Origin of the sequence: Amycolatopsis circi, from assembly GCF_003385235.1 — a bacterium.
Lineage (GTDB): Bacteria > Actinomycetota > Actinomycetes > Mycobacteriales > Pseudonocardiaceae > Amycolatopsis > Amycolatopsis circi.
The window spans coordinates 1-15,119 of the sequence record NZ_PQIA01000174.1; the positions used below are offsets into that span (position 1 = coordinate 1).

Sequence of the window (15,119 nt, forward strand, 5' to 3'; positions counted from 1 at the left end):
CCATCAGACCCCGCAGACTCACCCCAACAACATGATCAACCTAAGCTACGCGGCATTGGGTTCTAACCGGGATCAGCACTCACGAGCAGGCGGCGGCTTGGCCTCTTGGCGGCAGCCTGGCCCCGGTGGTTGCCGGGGCGTCGTGAGTGTTGGCGCCGGTTAGAGCCGGGATTGCCGCTCACGAGGGGGTCGGGTGCGCGGGGCTGGGTGGGGGTGTCGTGAGTGTTGGCGCCGGTTAGAACCGGGATTGCCGCTCACGAGGCCCCGGAGATGGCCTTCATTCCGGACACTTTCCACTCGTTGCCCTGCCGCACGAGATCGAGGTGCACCGGCAGCCGGTTTTCGCCCGGGTTTTGGCCGCCGCTCGTCGTCAGCAGCGCGGCCAGCACCGCCGACGCGTGGGTGCCGTCTGGACTGAGCGCGGTCAGCGCGGCCGTCGAATCCGGGCCGTAGCTCGCTTTCTTCCCGGTCTGCTTGATGCGGTCCACGGTCTCCTGGCGGCTGTTGCGAAACTCCGTCAGCAGCGGCTCGGCGGCCACGTTTTCCCAGGCCGCGTAGTTCCCGTCGATGTTCTGCGGGTCGATCGTCATCAGGACCCCGCCGTCCCGGCGAGCCGCTGCGACCGCGGAATCCCTAGTCGCGGCAAGGCCTTTCGCCGGGTCGGCGGCGGGGGCGATCGGACCGCGCGGGTCGAAGTTCAAGTCCTGCAGCTGCCATTGCCCGTTCGTTCGGACCGCGGTGACCAGCATGAGCGCGCCCGCCTGGTTCGCGGCTCCGTCGGGGCGCTTGCTGTGCTGCGTGGCTGCCACCAGCATTCGCGCGTGGTCCGGGGTCAGCTCGGCCAACCCGGTTTCCACGACCTGCGTCTGCGTGCTCACCGGTTCGGTGCGGACCTCGGCGAAGGTCTTGTCGAACTGCGCGCGGGCCGCGCCGGTGAGGTACTTCTGCTCGGTTTTCGCGACCTCGTCCGGCTTCGTCGAGTCGTAGGTGAACGCCGACTCCACCGCCTTTTTGATGCCGGACACCGCGTCGCTGGTCGCCTTGGCGTCCACATAGGCCACATTCGCGGGAGCGGGCGCGGGTGGCGACGCGGGCGGTGCGGATTGCCCGGACCCACCTCCGCTGCAACCGGCGGCGAGCAGGGCCGCGGCGACGACAACGCGCCTCACAGCAGGCCCGCCTCCCGCGCGAGAGCACCCGCTTGGAACCGCGACGTCGCACCCAGTACATCCATCAATTCGGCCACCCGCCGACGGTACGTCCGCAGCCCGACGCCCATCGCCCGGGCCGCCTTTTCGTCCGTGGAACCGGAAGACAACAGGTCCAGCAGCTGCGGCGTGTACTGGCGCAGTTCGGCGAACCGCGTCTCGTACGCCTCCATCGCGGTCGACGAGCGCCAGGCGGCTTCGAACAGCGACGAGATGCCGCGCACCAGGTCCGGCGTGGTCACGACGTTGTACCCAGGACCGGCGGCGATGATGGCGATGCGGCCGTCGAGCAGGATCGTCTCATTGATCTCGTGGTCGCTGATCCGGACTTCCGCGCCGAGGCGGCGCAACGTCCGCAGGTGCTCGACGCCGTCGGAGTCGAGCAGCACGCGCGACAGGTAGACCTTGCGGACCCGCAGTTTCGGCCGCGCCGGAAGCTCGGCGGCGAATTTCTGCATCGCGGACCAGGTGTGCAGGTCGTTCGCGGCGCAGGCGAACTCGTCGGCTCCGGCGAGCAGGTGTCCGGCGCGTTCGACCAGTTCCCGCTCGTCGCGCACGTTCGCGACTTCCTCGGTTCGGGGCGCGTCATCCAGTCTCCTGCGTTGGCAGCTTGCTGCCAAACACGCCGCCGGGATTGACCGGGAAGCACGCTGGAGACATGACCGAAACAACACTTCCCGCCGCTGCCGCGGGCACCTGGCAGCTCGGCTCCCGCACCGTCAACCGGCTCGGCTTCGGCTCCATGCGGCTCGGCGGCACCCTCGACCCGACCGCGCCGATCGACGCCGACCGCGCGATTTCCGTGCTGCGCCGTGCCGTCGAGCTGGGCGTGAACCACATCGACACCGCTGCGTTCTACTTCGGCACCACCTGGTCGGCCAACGCCCTCATCAAGGCCGCACTCGCCCCGTATGGCGACGACCTCGTGCTGACCACCAAGGTCGGCCCGTCGCGCGACGTTTCCGGCCAGTTCCGGCCGTTCGCCCGCCCCGACGAGCTGCGCGGCCAGGTCGAGCAGAACCTGCGCGAACTCGGCCGCGACCACATCGACGTCGTCAACCTGCGCATCGGCAGCGGCCTGGAGCGCGGGACCGGCTCGCTCGCCGAGCACTTCGGCGCGCTGGCCGAACTCCGCACCGAGGGGCTGATCGGCGAGCTGGGGATTTCCAACGTCGGCGCGGAGCACCTCGCCGAGGCGCAGGCGATCGCGCCGGTGGTGTGCGTGCAGAACCAGTACGGCCTGTCCGCCCGCCGCGAGGACGACGAGCTGCTGCGGCTGTGCGGCGAGCAGGGCGTGGCGTTCGTGCCGTTCTTCGCGGTCGCGAGTGGACAGTCCGACGAGGGCGAGCGGGTCGCCGAGGTCGCGCGGCGGCACGAGGTGACGGACGCTCAGGTGCGGTTGGCGTGGACGCTCGCGCAGGGTCCGCACGTGCTGGCGATCCCCGGTACGAGTGACCCCGCTCACCTGGAGCAGAACGTCGCCGCGGCGGCGCTGAAGCTGACCGACGAGGACCTCAAGACCCTTGACGCGCGCTGAACGCTGAGCGCGTCGATTTTGCCGGAACATCTCGATCGGGTGAACAAGGCCTGACTCCGAGGCAAATATGTACCCCTCAGGTGTCACTCGCCTCACGACAGGGCTTCCAGGACTAGGCCGGAAGGCTACCGGGATGCTTACGATTCCCCCGTGACCACGCCTGTTGTCCTGCTGACGGCCATCGGCGCTCTTGTCGTCGGCGCGGTCGCCGGTTTCCTCGCGGCACGGGCCAGTGCCCGGCGCGAGGCGGCCCGGCCTACCGGCCCCACTGTCGCGGAGCTGCTCGAACGGCTGATCCGCTCTTCCAACCACGGCGTCATCGTGCTCAACCGGTTCGGCGACCTCGTGCTGCACAACCCGCGGGCGTACGAACTCGGCCTGGTCCGGGTGAACCAGGCCGACCCGCGGGCGCGCAAGGCCGCCGAGCAGGTAGTCGAGACCGACGAGCCGATGGAGGTCGACCTCTCGCCGCTGGAGAGCCGCGGCCGCCGCCAGCCCGAGGCGGTGCTCGGCGAGGTCCGGCCGCTCGGCGACGGGTTCACCGTCGTCGAGGCCGTCGACCACTCCGAGGCGATCCGGCTGGAGGCCGTGCGGCGGGACTTCGTCGCCAACGTCAGCCACGAACTCAAGACCCCGGTCGGTGCGATCGCGCTGCTCACCGAGGCCGTGCTGGACGCCGCCGAGGACGTCGAGGAGGTCCGCCGCTTCGGCGGCAAGATCCTGCGCGAGTCCACCCGGCTCGGCCAGCTCGTCACCGAACTGATCGCGCTGTCGCGCCTCCAGGGCGCCGAACGGCTGCCGGACCTCAACGTGGTCGAGGTCGACGCCGTCGTGCGCGAGGCGCTCGGGCGCACCACGCTGTCCGCGGAATCCGCCGAAATCACCATCACCACCGACGCGGCCAGCAGCCTGCTCATCGAGGGGGACCGGACGCTGCTGGTCACCGCGCTGTCGAACCTGCTGGAGAACGCCGTCGCGTACTCGTCGCCGGGCAGCCCGGTGTCGATCTCGCGCCGGCTCGCCGACGGCATGGTCGAGATCGCGGTGACCGACCGCGGCATCGGCATCGCCGAGGACGAGCAGCAGCGCGTGTTCGAGCGCTTCTACCGCGCGGACAAGGCGCGTTCGCGCGCCACCGGCGGCACCGGCCTCGGACTGGCGATCGTGAAACACGTCGCGGCCAACCACGGCGGTTCGGTCGGCCTGTGGAGCCGTCCCGGCACCGGGTCGACGTTCACCTTGCGCATTCCCGCGCACGTGCGCACCGAACCCGCCGACACCGCACGCAAGGCCGCGCCCGCGCGGCCGGACAAGACCCCCGAGCGGACACCCCGGCTCGTGGCAACCGGGCAGGAAATCTCCAGCCCAGACCATGGAGGAAACCTGTGACGAGGGTTCTCATAGTCGAGGACGAAGAGTCCTTCGCCGACCCGCTCGCCTTCTTGCTGCGCAAGGAGGGCTTCACCGCGGCGGTGGCTGTGACCGGCCAGCAGGCGCTCGAGGAGTTCGACCGCAACGGCGCCGACATCGTGCTGCTCGACCTGATGCTGCCCGGGATGAGCGGCACCGACGTCTGCAAGCAGTTGCGGCAGCGTTCCGCGGTGCCGGTGATCATGGTGACCGCGCGCGACAGCGAGATCGACAAGGTCGTCGGACTGGAACTCGGCGCCGACGACTACGTGACCAAGCCGTACTCGGCGCGCGAGCTGATCGCGCGGGTGCGCGCGGTCCTGCGCCGCGGCGGCGAGCCGGGCAGCGACGGCGAACTCGCGCCGCTGGTGCTGTCGGCCGGACCGGTGCGAATGGACGTCGAACGGCACGTGGTCACTGTGGACGGCGGCGAGGTTTCGTTGCCGCTCAAGGAGTTCGACCTGCTCGAATACCTGCTGCGCAACGTCGGCCGGGTGCTCACCCGCGGCCAGCTCATCGACCGGGTGTGGGGCGCGGACTACGTCGGCGACACCAAGACCCTCGACGTCCACGTGAAGCGGCTCCGCTCGAAGATCGAGCCGGACCCGGGTTCGCCGCGGCACCTGGTGACCGTGCGCGGGCTCGGCTACAAGTTCGAGACCTGAGCCGTCGTTCCGAACCGTCCGTGAAGGACTCCTTGAGGGAATCTGATTCCCTCAAGGAGTCCTTCACGGCTTTTGTCCGGGTTTCAGTGCACACGGTGCCGGATCGCGCACGCTGAGTCGATGTGGATCTGAGTGGAGTTGGTTACAGTTTCGAGACCTGGCGCTGGGACCGGTACGCTGAATCCTCGTGCGCCTAGGGGTACTCGACGTCGGTTCCAACACCGTCCACTTGCTCGTGGTCGACGCCCACCGTGGCGCCCACCCGACCCCGATGCACTCCGAGAAAACGATGCTGCGGCTGGCCGAACAGCTCACCGGTTCCGGCGAACTGAGCCGTCCCGGCGAGGACGGCCTGGTCCGGGCGGTCGAATCGGCCAAAGCCGCGGCCGCGCGGCTCGGCTGCGAGGACGTGCTGGCGTTCGCGACGTCCGCGGTGCGCGAGGCGAAGAACTCGGCGAAGGTGCTGGCCAGGGTGACCGCCGAGACCGGCGTCAACCTGCGGGTTCTCTCCGGCGCGGACGAGGCGCGGCTCACCTTCCTCGCGGTGCGCCGCTGGTACGGCTGGTCGGCCGGGAAACTCCTGGTGCTGGACATCGGCGGCGGGTCGTTCGAGGTCGCGATGGGCCGCGACGAGGAACCCGAACTCGCCGAATCGCTCCCGCTCGGCGCGGGCCGCACCACGCGCACGCGCTTCCGCAACGACCCGCCCACTCGTTCCGAGGTCGTGGCGACGTCGGCCTGGCTCGAGGACCAGCTCGCCGGGCTCGCGAAGAAGGTCGCCGGACAGGGTCTGCCGGACCGGGTCGTGGCGACCTCCAAGACGTTCCGCTCGCTCGCCCGGCTGACCGGGGCGGCCCCCTCGGCGGCGGGCCCCCGCGTGCGCCGTACGCTCACTGACACTGCCCTTCGCCAGCTCATCGCCTTCATTTCGCGGATGACCGCCGCGGATCTGGCTCAGCTGGAAGGCGTCAGCGGGAGCCGGTCGCACCAGCTCGTGGCGGGCGCGTTGGTGGCGCAGGCCGCGATGCGGGCGCTCTCCCTCACCGAGTTGGAGATTTGCCCCTGGGCGCTGCGAGAGGGTGTCATCCTGCGGCGGTTGGACCACGCCAATGGGTCGGACGAAACTGGAGCCGCGGTTCCCGGCGTTTCGGCGAGCGGGGAGGACCGGTGACAGCAGCGGACTGGACTTGGCCGACGAAGACCAGGCACGGTGAAGAGGTGACGGACATGCACTGCACGGTGTCGATTGCGCGCGGCTCCGAGGGCAGGTGTGCCCGAGTGACCACAACCAACCCCGAGCGCGCTTTGGACAGCACGGTATGACGGACCAGACCGGCGGCGACCAGCCCCAGAAGACCGTGGCCGAACTGCTCGCCCAGCACGGGCAGCAGGTCGACGGCGGACGGCGACGCAGGCGCAGGGCGGCCGATGACGAGGACGAGGCCGCCCCGCGGCGCTCGAGCCTCACCGACACCGGACCGCAGGCGATCATCGACCGGGTGGCCTCCGAGGGCGGCACCCCGCCGCCTCCCTCGCGTCCCCCGGGCGGCCGCCGCCGTCCGGACGCGGCCCAGCGGCCCGCGCCGCCAGCCCCCCAGGCCCCGCAGGAATCGGGCCAGTACCCGCGTCCCGGCCAGCAGCCCTCCGGCCAGTACCCGGCTCCGCAGGAGTCGGGGCAGTACCCGGTGAACGGCCAGCAGGATTCGGCTTACGTGCGTCCGCCGGCTCCGCCGCAGGAGTCCGGCCAGTACCCGCGACCGGGCAACGGCCAGCAGGATTCGGCCTACGTGCGCCCGCCCGCGCCGCCGCAGGAGTCGGGCCAGTTCGCCCGCCCCGCGTCGCCAGCGGCCGGTCCGCAGGGCACCGGCTACCTGCGTCCCGCCGCGCCGCAGGAGTCCGGTTACGTGCGTCCGCCCGCGCCGCCGATGGCCAGCGGCGCGTTCCCGGCTCCCGGGGCTCCGCCAGCACCTCCCAACCGGCCGCGGCGTGCCCCGGCTCGTCGTCCGGCCCCGAAACAGGAGCCGCACACCGAGCAGTTCGACGCGGTCGGCGGCCCGCCCGCCGAAGGCGTCGGCGAGGACGCGCCGCCAGCGGGTCTCGCCGGCTGGCGCCAGCGCCGCGAGGCGGAGCAGCTGGAGGACACCGAGGTCGGCATGATGCCGGCCGTCCCGCCTGCTGGTGCGGAGCCGGAACCGGCCGGTGAATACGCCGAGGACGACTACATCGACGACGGCTACGAGGACGAGTACCCGCCCGCCGCCGCGGATTACGACGCCGGCCCGCCGACCGCGGGCTACCCGGCCCCGATGCCGTTCGCGCCGGGCGGCAAGGACGCGGTCGACGACGACCTGGCCGAGTACGAGCGCGAGTTCGCCGAGCCCGGCAGCTACCCCGAGGGCCAGCCGGACTTCGAGGGCGACGACGGCTACGGGTACGAGCACGCCGAAGGCTACGAACACGCCGAGGGCTATGCCGAAGGCGACGAGTACGACGACTACCCCGAGGAAGCCGTCGCCGAGGACGATCCGGAGGCCGAGCCGGAACCCGCGGTGTCCGCGGGCAAGCAGTGGCTGACGCTGGCCGGACAGCTCGCGCTGGGCGTCGTCGGCGGGGCAGCGGTGTGGCTGGGCTTCAACTGGCTGTGGGTCAACCTCGCGCCCGCCGCGCTCGTGGGCGCGTTGCTGGTGATCGTCGCGCTGGTCTGGATCGTGCGGAAGATCCGCCGCGCCGAGGACCTGCAGACGACGCTGCTGGCGATTCTGGTCGGGCTGGTGGTGACGGTGTCGCCCGCGGCGCTGTTGCTGGTGGCCAAGTAGCTAGCCGCGAAGGGCGCTGGGGCAGGATAGGCGCGTGAGTGAGAGCGCGCCCGTCCCCGTGGGCTTGAGCACTGCCTCGGTGTGGCCGCTGCGCGCGGGCGCGGCGTTCGAGCTGGCCGCGGACCTGGGCTATGACGGCGTCGAGGTCATGGTGTGGGCCGATCCGATCAGCCAGGACGTCTCGGCGATCCGGCGCTGGTCGCGGCGCACCGGGATGCCGGTGCTGTCGGTGCATTCGCCGTCGCTGCTGATCACGCAGCGGATCTGGTCGCCGGACCCCGAGGTGCGGCTGCGCCGGTCCGTGGACGCCGCGCTGGAACTCGGCGCGCGCACGGTCGTGGTGCATCCGCCGTTTCGCTGGCAGCGCCGCTACGGCGACGCGTTCGGCGATCTCGTGGACGAGCTGGAGGACGCGAGCGGCGTCGACGTCGCGGTGGAGAACATGTTCAAGGTCCGCCCGCCCGGCGGATCCCGCGACGCCCGGGTGTCGGCGTTCCGGCCCTCGATCGACCCGACCGACGTCGGATTCCGGCACTACACCCTGGACCTTTCGCATTCGGCCGCGGCGCGGATGGACGCGCTGGCGCTCGCCGACCGGATGGGGGCGGGGTTGAGCCATGTCCATTTGGCGGATGGGACGGGAATTCCCAAGGATGAGCACCTGATTCCGGGGCATGGCGGACAGCCGTGTGCGGAATTGTTGGAAAAGCTGGTCAGCGACGGCTTTTCCGGGCAGGTGGTGCTGGAGGTCAACACCCGGCACGCGACTGGAGCGGCGTCGCGGGCGAGGGCATTGGCGGAGGCGTTGTTGTTCGCTCGGTTGCATTTGGGGCAGTGATCCGCGGGCAGGCGTGCGTCGCGAGTCGCCCCGGCCGCATCTCGGGCCGTGCTCCGTGGGTGATCTTGCTCGGCTGTCCGGGCGGTCCCTGCCCTGCTCGGCTCGCAAAGGCGGCCGGGCACCGTAAAGTGCGGGCGTGACCTCGCTGCCATCGCCGTCTCCAGATTTCGCCGGACCCGGTTCCACGCGCCGTATCGCCGTGGCCGGTCGTCCGTGAGCGCGGCCGACGACACCGCGACCGCCTTCGACGCGGCCACCGCAGTCCGGTCGCTCGGGGACGGCACGTTCACCGCGACGTTGCGTTCGGAATGGGCCATCGCGGTCCATCCGCACGGCGGATTTTTGGTGGCATTGCTGGCGAAAACCGCCGCCGCCGCGTTGCAGGAGCGCGGGGACGCGACGGTCGATCCGCTCGCGGTGAGCACTGAATTCCTGCACGCGCCCGCGCTCGGGCCGGTGTTGCTGCGCACCGATGTGCGCAAGGTCGGCCGCCGCGTTTCGGTGGTCGCGGTGTCGCTCGAACAGCGCGGCCGGGCTTGCGTCGAGGCGAGGGTCACGGTCGGCCGGTTGCCGATGCGCCGTTCCGAATGGACGGACCTGCCGCAGATGCCCGCCGAACCGCCGTCCAGCGCGCTGCAACTCGGCAAGGACACTCCGGAAGGCCCGTTCCACCTGTCTGCCGCCTGCGACGTGCGCCTGGATCCGTCGACCGCGGGGTTCGTGTCCGGACGCACCGGAGACCCGCCGCGGCTGCGGATGTGGGCCCGTCCGCGCACCGGCCAGCCCGACGTCTACTTCGCGCTCCTGGCCGGTGACCTCAACCCGCCGGTGGTGGCGAACCTCGGCAGGCACGGCTGGGCCCCGACCGTCCAGCTGACGTCGCTGCTGCGCACCCGCCCGGCCCCGGGCTGGCTGCGGATCCTCGTCGAGGCGCGGTCGGTGCACGAGCCGTGGTTCGACTCGGACGCGACGGTCGTGGACTCTCAGGGCCGTCTCGTCGCGCAGGTGCGGCAGCTGGCGCTCGCCCCGGCACCGGGCGGCTGAGCCGCGTTTGGCACGCTGGCCGCATGAGTGTGATCGCGGTGCTGGGTGCGGGAAAGATCGGCGAAGCCCTGCTGTCGGGCCTGCTCAACGGCGGCCACGAGCCAGGCGACCTGTTCTTCACCGAGCGGTACGAGGAGCGGGCGCGCGAGCTTGAGGCGCGCTACCCGGGCATGAAGGCGGCGACCGTCGCCGACGCCGCCCGGCGCGCGGACATCCTCGTGGTCGCGGTGAAGCCGCAGGACATCGAGCCGGTGCTGGACGAGCTGGCCCCGCTGCTCGGGACGGCGTCGCTGGTCGTCTCGCTGTGCGCGGGACTGCCGACCGCGCTGTACGAACGCCGTCTCGCCGAGGGCGTCCCGGTCGTCCGCGTGATGCCGAACACCCCGATGCTGGTCGGCGAGGCGATGAGCGCGATCTCACCCGGCAAGCACGCGACGCCGGCGCACCTCGCGACGGTCAAGGAGCTGTTGTCGCACGTCGGCCAGGTCGTCGAGGTGCCGGAGCGGCAGCAGGACGCGGTCACCGCGCTGTCCGGATCCGGTCCGGCGTACTTCTTTTACCTGGTCGAGGCCATGATCGACGCGGGCATCCTGCTCGGCCTGCCGCGCGCGCTGGCCGGGCAGCTGATCATCCAGTCGGCGGTCGGCGCGGCGAAGATGCTCGCCGAGGGCCAGGACCACCCGGTGCTGCTGCGCGAGGCGGTGACGTCCCCGGCCGGGACGACCATCAACGCGATTCGCGAACTGGAGAAGCACGGCGTGCGCGCGGCGCTGCTCGACGCGATCGAGGCCGCCCGCGACCGCTCGGAGGAGCTGGGCCGCGCCCACGAAAACTGACCGCTCGCCCCGGCCGCCCCGACGGTTTCTCAGGAGCGCGCTTTGCTTCCGCAGAGGTCCGTGAGGGGAACCCTGAGGGACTCAGAGTCCCGCAGGGTTCCCCTCACGGACCGCCCGCCGCTTCCGCCAACCTGTCCCGGCCACGACGGCGGCCACCTGGGCACCGTCGGCCCCTTCGGCCTGGGCGGCCGCGCTTCAGCCACACCCGCAGCACCGCCTTAAGCCCTGGCATTGAATCTGATTCCCTCACGGACCTCGGCATCGCGCGCTTGGCCCCGTCGCGGGTGGCGTGCGGTGCTTCGGCGCGGTGGTCGTGGGGCCGCACGGGCGGGTCCGCTGGGCCGTTCAGCGCCGGTGATGCCGCAGCGGGACGAATGGCGGAATCGGGCGAAGCGGACAGTGCTGGGCCGTCTGGGCTATTCGAAGCCCCAGGTGAGGGCCCATCCTGGTGACAGGCGTCGCACGAGTCCCACCTGTCCCGCTACCCTCGGAAGAGCACGTGCGTGTCGATACCACAGGTGGGGAAGCCTCGTGGCGCGACACGTGTCGAAGGACGCGGTAAACATGTCGCCGAACAAGAAGGAGGATTTGCCCGCGGTAGGGCAGGTCCAGTTTTTGACAGTCGCCGAAGTGGCCACGCTGATGCGGGTCTCGAAGATGACCGTGTACCGCCTGGTGCATTCGGGCGAACTTCCCGCGGTCAGAGTCGGGAAGTCCTTCCGGGTGCCGGAAAAAGCGGTGCACGAGTACCTGCAGGGTGCTTACTTCGACGTCGGATAGGGCTCCGCGCGGCCCCGCCGCTCCGTTGAGGGCGGCGGCGGGGCGGGGTCTGGGTGGTCGCCGGGCATGCGTCAAACCATGCCCGCCGACCGGCCCGCGCCGGGACGCTAGTAGCCTGGTAAACCGCTCGTGCCTGTGCGCTCCACCCGTTGGACGCTGCGCCGGGCAGCGTGACCGACGACCAAGAGGAGCGCCCATGGGTTCCGTAATCAAGAAGCGCCGCAAGCGCATGTCGAAGAAGAAGCACCGCAAGCTGCTGCGCCGTACGCGCGTGCAGCGGCGCAAGGCCGGCAAGTGAGCCGTCCGCGCGGCTAGAGTTTCGTGGCCCGTCCAGTCTCTGGACGGGCCACACTCATGTTCGGACTGTTCTACGCCCGATCGAGTGAGGTGCGGATCGCAATCCGGACGTCCCTCGTAAAAACGAGGTAAGCCCTGGTCAGAAGGGCGCCCGTGGCCGGTAACATGGCAGGCGCATCAGCGCGATGCTTCCAGCGAGTGCAGGTTCGCGCACCCCGAGTGATCACTCCGTCTTGCACACTGCTGCCGATCAGGGAGTTCCATGGCCTCGAACATCGTGCTCGTCACCGGGGTTGCCGGCGACCTTGGCGGGAAGCTGCTCGCCAGGCTCGGCGCCAACCCGGATCTCGAGCGGGTGATCGGCGTCGACACCGCCCCGCCCGCCAAGGACGTCCAGCAGCGGATGGGCCGCGCCGAGTTCGTCCGCGCCGACATCCGCAATCCGCTCATCGCGAAGGTGATCAGCAGCGCCGAGGTGGACACGGTGGTGCACACCTCGTGCACCGCGCATCCGGCCGGGCCGAGCCGGCGGGCGGCGGTCAAGGAAGTCAACGTCATCGGCACCATGCGGCTGCTCGCGGCGTGCCAGCGCGCGCCGAAGGTGCGCAAGCTCGTGGTGAAGTCCAGCGCCGCGGTGTACGGCGCGGGCGCGCGGTCGCAGGCGGTCTTCACCGAGGATTCGGAGCTGATCCCGCCGTCGTCCAGCGGCTACGCGAAGGACGCGGTCGAGATGGAGGGCTACGTGCGCGGCCTCGCCCGCCGCCGTCCGGACCTGACGATCACCCTCCTGCGGTTCGCGAACATCATCGGCCCCGAGGTCGACACCGTGCTGGCCCGGTACTTCTCGCTGCCGGTCGTGCCGACGGTTTTCGGGTACGACTCCCGGCTGCAGCTCCTGCACGGCTCAGACGCGCTGTCAGTGCTGGAAATGGCCACGCTGGAGGACAAGCCGGGCGTGTTCAACGTCGCTTCCGAGGGCGTGCTCACGCTGTCGCAGGCGATCCGCCGGGCGGGCCGGGTCGGGTTGCCGATGCCGCGCGGCGTGGTGCCCTCGGTCGGGAAGCTGCTGCGCGGCGCGCGGCTGGTCGATTTCTCCGCCGACCAGGTGCGGCTGCTGAACTTCGGCCGCGCGGTCGACATCACCAAGCTCAAGAAGGAATTCGGGTACACGCCCCGCTGGACCACCCGCGAGGCGTTCGACGATTACGTGGCCGGCCGCGGCCTGCGTCCGGTGCTCGACGGCGGCGCGCTGGCCGGGCTGGCCGGCAAGGTGCTCGAGGCCGCAGCCACCGGGCAGGCGCGCCGATGAATCACGCGACGAAGGCCGGAAGTGAGGCGAATCCCGTGAATGGTGCTGAGGCACAGGTCATCCCGCTGCATGGACCCGGCCGGGAGAAGCCGGCCGAGGCGCCGGTGCGGGCCGAGGAGCGCGCCGATGCGCCGGTCGTCGAGTTCCCGGCGCAGCCGTCCGGACCGGTGCGCGAGCCCGCGGCCGATCCGCTGTCGGAGTCGGTGCGCGGCGCGCTCACCTTCCTGCGCCACCGGCTGACCGGCGATTACGCGGTGGACGAGTTCGGTTTCGACGCCGAACTCACCGAGACGCTCGTGCTGCCGCCGCTGCGCGCGCTGTACGAGAAGTGGTTCCGCGTCGACACGTTCGGCGTCGAGAACCTGCCGACGGCGGGCGGCGCGCTGCTGGTGTCCAACCACTCCGGCACCTTGCCGCTCGACGCGCTGATGACCGCGGTCGCGGTGCACGACGAGACCGGCGGACGGCACCTGCGCGGCCTCGGCGCGGACCTGGTGTTCAAGCTGCCGCTGGTGGGATCGTTCGCGCGCAAGTCCGGGCAGACGCTCGCCTGCAACGCCGACGCCGAACGCCTGCTGACCAACGGCGAGCTGGTCGGCGTATGGCCGGAAGGGTTCAAGGGCGTCGGGAAGCCGTTCTCCGCGCGGTACAAGCTGCAGCGTTTCGGCCGTGGCGGGTTCGTGTCCGCGGCGATGCGCGCGGGCGTGCCGATCATTCCGGTGTCGGTGGTCGGGGCCGAGGAGACTTATCCGAAGATCGGCGAGCTGAAGGTGCTGGCGCGGCTGCTCGGGCTGCCGTACTTCCCGGTCACGCCGTTCTTCCCGCTGCTGGGCCCGCTCGGCGCGGTGCCGCTGCCGACGAAGTGGACCATCGAGTTCGGCGAGCCGATCCGCACCGACGACTACGGTCCGGACGCGGTCGACGACCCGATGCTGGTGTTCACGCTCACCGACCAGGTGCGCGAGTCGATCCAGCATTCGCTGTACCGTCGGCTTTCCCAGCGGCGCAGCGTTTTCCGCGGCTGAGCTTTCAGCCGGGCAGGTGCCAGCCGCGGCGCACTGAGCGTTCGCAGCGCTGAGGTTCGTCGCCGACGGTCCCGGCGCTGGACTAGGTCGTGAGTGTTTATGCCGGTTAGAACCGGCATAAACACTCACGAGCAGTTCTCAGCGGCGGCGGTACGCCATCCCCGCCGCCACTGCGCCCGCCACGGCGCCCGCGCCGATGACTGACGGGACGCCGATGCGGGCGGCTTTGCGGCCGGTGCGGAAGTCGCGGATTTCCCAGCCGCGGGCGCGGGCGACGTCGCGCAGGCCGCTGTCCGGGTTCACCGCGACCGCGGTTCCGACGACCGACAGCATCGGCACGTCGTTCTGCGAATCCGAATAAGCCGTGCAGCGCTTGAGGTTCAGGCCTTCGCGCGACGCGAGCGCGCGGACCGCGTGGGCCTTCGCGCGGCCGTGCAGCATGTCGCCGACCAAGCGTCCTGTGTAGACGCCGTCCTTGGTTTCCGCGACGGTGCCGAGCGCGCCGGTCAGGCCGAGGCGGCGGGAGATGATCGCGGCGAGTTCGATCGGCGTCGCCGTGACGAGCCACACGCGCTGGCCCGCGTCGAGGTGCATCTGCGCGAGCGCGCGGGTGCCGGACCAGATCTTGTCCGCCATCAGCTCGTCGTAGATCTCCTCGCTCATCGTGGTGAGCTCCTCGACCGTGCGACCGGCCACAAAGGACAGCGCGCGTTCGCGGTGGGTCTTGATGTCGGCCTTGTTCTCGCGGCCGCCGATGCGGAACTTGACCTGGTCCCACACGAAACCGGCGAGGTCGGAGGAGGTGAAGAACTTGCGCGCGGCCAGGCCGCGGGCGAAGTAGAAGATCGACGCGCCCATCATCATCGTGTTGTCCACGTCGAAGAAAGCGCCCGCGGTGAGGTCCGGCGGCGCGGGCGGAACCGTAGTCGCCAGCTGCGCCGAGGAGGACGCGGCCTCCGCCGACGCTTCTCCGGCGAGCGTGGCGAGCCGCTCCAGTTCCTGACTCTTATCCTTGCCACGCCAAGCTGACACGCACACCGCCTCCAGGTTCGGGCACGTCCCGGCGGACGACGCCGCCCGGGTCCTGCAGCACAGGGTAGCGACCGCGCGACTCACCCGTTGGAGATGTGGCCCGCGCCTCCGATAGGGGTTGCCCACCCGCCCCGATCACCGCGCTCCAGAGTGACCAACGTCGCGGCTGGCTGTCCGTGAAGGGCTCCTTGAGGGAATTAGATTCTCTCAAGGAGCCCTTCACGGACCGAGGCGTCAGCCGACGACGATTGGCGGCAGACCGGGCAGCAGCGGCGGGATCGAGACCACCGGCGGGGGAGCGGGGCGCGTCGGGATCCGGGGC

The 15,119-nt window shown here is 70.7% G+C and carries 15 protein-coding genes; 12 read left to right on the forward strand and 3 right to left on the reverse strand.

Translation table 11 applies throughout. The features are described from left to right. Positions 1–254 precede the first annotated feature (254 nt). Entirely contained in the window at positions 255–1,169 is a 915-nt protein-coding gene (locus D0D37_RS41685) for a hypothetical protein (RefSeq protein WP_244223867.1), read from the reverse strand. Then, on the reverse strand, positions 1,166–1,765 hold the full coding sequence (locus D0D37_RS41690) for a DNA-binding response regulator (RefSeq protein ID WP_244223868.1): 600 nt from the start codon (positions 1,763–1,765) through the stop codon (positions 1,166–1,168). The genes D0D37_RS41685 and D0D37_RS41690 overlap by 4 nt, the downstream gene beginning before the upstream one ends. A 101-nt stretch (positions 1,766–1,866) precedes the next feature. On the opposite strand from D0D37_RS41690, the gene D0D37_RS41695 reads away from it, so the two are divergent. From D0D37_RS41695 to D0D37_RS41750, 12 genes are all read left to right on the forward strand, one after another. Next, positions 1,867–2,745, forward strand: a complete 879-nt coding sequence (locus D0D37_RS41695) for an oxidoreductase (RefSeq protein ID WP_116206083.1) — start codon at positions 1,867–1,869, stop codon at positions 2,743–2,745. A 150-nt stretch (positions 2,746–2,895) separates the two neighbouring features. Then, on the forward strand, positions 2,896–4,134 hold the full coding sequence (locus D0D37_RS41700) for a sensor histidine kinase (RefSeq protein ID WP_116206084.1): 1,239 nt from the start codon (positions 2,896–2,898) through the stop codon (positions 4,132–4,134). Continuing rightward, positions 4,131–4,820 (forward strand): response regulator transcription factor, encoded by a 690-nt coding sequence (locus tag D0D37_RS41705; protein WP_009071942.1) that lies wholly within the window; start codon positions 4,131–4,133, stop codon positions 4,818–4,820. The genes D0D37_RS41700 and D0D37_RS41705 overlap by 4 nt, the downstream gene beginning before the upstream one ends. A gap of 187 nt (positions 4,821–5,007) precedes the next feature. After that, entirely contained in the window at positions 5,008–5,991 is a 984-nt protein-coding gene (locus D0D37_RS41710) for a Ppx/GppA family phosphatase (RefSeq protein ID WP_116206085.1), read from the forward strand. 148 nt (positions 5,992–6,139) lie between these two features. Beyond that, the gene (locus D0D37_RS41715; RefSeq protein ID WP_208720511.1) at positions 6,140–7,636 is read left to right on the forward strand and encodes a hypothetical protein; all 1,497 of its coding nucleotides are present in this window, start codon (positions 6,140–6,142) and stop codon (positions 7,634–7,636) included. Between the two features lie 34 nt (positions 7,637–7,670). Next, on the forward strand, positions 7,671–8,474 hold the full coding sequence (locus D0D37_RS41720; RefSeq protein WP_116206086.1) for a sugar phosphate isomerase/epimerase family protein: 804 nt from the start codon (positions 7,671–7,673) through the stop codon (positions 8,472–8,474). A 213-nt stretch (positions 8,475–8,687) separates the two neighbouring features. After that, positions 8,688–9,518 (forward strand): thioesterase family protein, encoded by an 831-nt coding sequence (locus tag D0D37_RS41725; RefSeq protein ID WP_116206087.1) that lies wholly within the window; start codon positions 8,688–8,690, stop codon positions 9,516–9,518. A gap of 23 nt (positions 9,519–9,541) precedes the next feature. After that, positions 9,542–10,354 carry a pyrroline-5-carboxylate reductase gene (gene proC, locus D0D37_RS41730; protein ID WP_116206088.1) on the forward strand — a complete coding sequence of 271 codons (813 nt, stop codon included), beginning with the start codon at positions 9,542–9,544 and terminating at the stop codon, positions 10,352–10,354. Between the two features lie 564 nt (positions 10,355–10,918). Continuing rightward, complete coding sequence (locus D0D37_RS41735) at positions 10,919–11,134, forward strand: helix-turn-helix domain-containing protein (protein ID WP_037353555.1); 216 nt, start codon at positions 10,919–10,921, stop codon at positions 11,132–11,134. 196 nt (positions 11,135–11,330) lie between these two features. Continuing rightward, entirely contained in the window at positions 11,331–11,432 is a 102-nt protein-coding gene (locus D0D37_RS41740) for a 30S ribosomal protein bS22 (protein ID WP_007030867.1), read from the forward strand. Between the two features lie 261 nt (positions 11,433–11,693). Continuing rightward, complete coding sequence (locus D0D37_RS41745; protein ID WP_116206089.1) at positions 11,694–12,740, forward strand: NAD-dependent epimerase/dehydratase family protein; 1,047 nt, start codon at positions 11,694–11,696, stop codon at positions 12,738–12,740. Further along, complete coding sequence (locus tag D0D37_RS41750) at positions 12,737–13,765, forward strand: lysophospholipid acyltransferase family protein (RefSeq protein ID WP_116206090.1); 1,029 nt, start codon at positions 12,737–12,739, stop codon at positions 13,763–13,765. Before D0D37_RS41745 ends, D0D37_RS41750 begins: the two co-directional genes overlap by 4 nt. A gap of 138 nt (positions 13,766–13,903) precedes the next feature. Here D0D37_RS41750 and D0D37_RS41755 read toward each other — a convergent pair whose 3' ends face one another. After that, positions 13,904–14,812: an HAD family hydrolase gene (locus D0D37_RS41755; protein WP_167493640.1), complete on the reverse strand. Its 909-nt coding sequence runs from the start codon at positions 14,810–14,812 to the stop codon at positions 13,904–13,906. Positions 14,813–15,119 lie beyond the last annotated feature (307 nt).

What these genes read in the sequence shown, in the direction of transcription:
- D0D37_RS41695 (WP_116206083.1), top strand. Translation starts at nt 1,867, where the DNA reads ATGACCGAAACAACACTTCCCGCCGCTGCCGCGGGCACCTGGCAGCTC.
- D0D37_RS41715 (WP_208720511.1), top strand. Translation starts at nt 6,140, where the DNA reads ATGACGGACCAGACCGGCGGCGACCAGCCCCAGAAGACCGTGGCCGAA.
- proC (WP_116206088.1), top strand. Translation starts at nt 9,542, where the DNA reads ATGAGTGTGATCGCGGTGCTGGGTGCGGGAAAGATCGGCGAAGCCCTG.
- D0D37_RS41735 (WP_037353555.1), top strand. Translation starts at nt 10,919, where the DNA reads ATGTCGCCGAACAAGAAGGAGGATTTGCCCGCGGTAGGGCAGGTCCAG.
- D0D37_RS41740 (WP_007030867.1), top strand. Translation starts at nt 11,331, where the DNA reads ATGGGTTCCGTAATCAAGAAGCGCCGCAAGCGCATGTCGAAGAAGAAG.
- D0D37_RS41745 (WP_116206089.1), top strand. Translation starts at nt 11,694, where the DNA reads ATGGCCTCGAACATCGTGCTCGTCACCGGGGTTGCCGGCGACCTTGGC.
- D0D37_RS41750 (WP_116206090.1), top strand. Translation starts at nt 12,737, where the DNA reads ATGAATCACGCGACGAAGGCCGGAAGTGAGGCGAATCCCGTGAATGGT.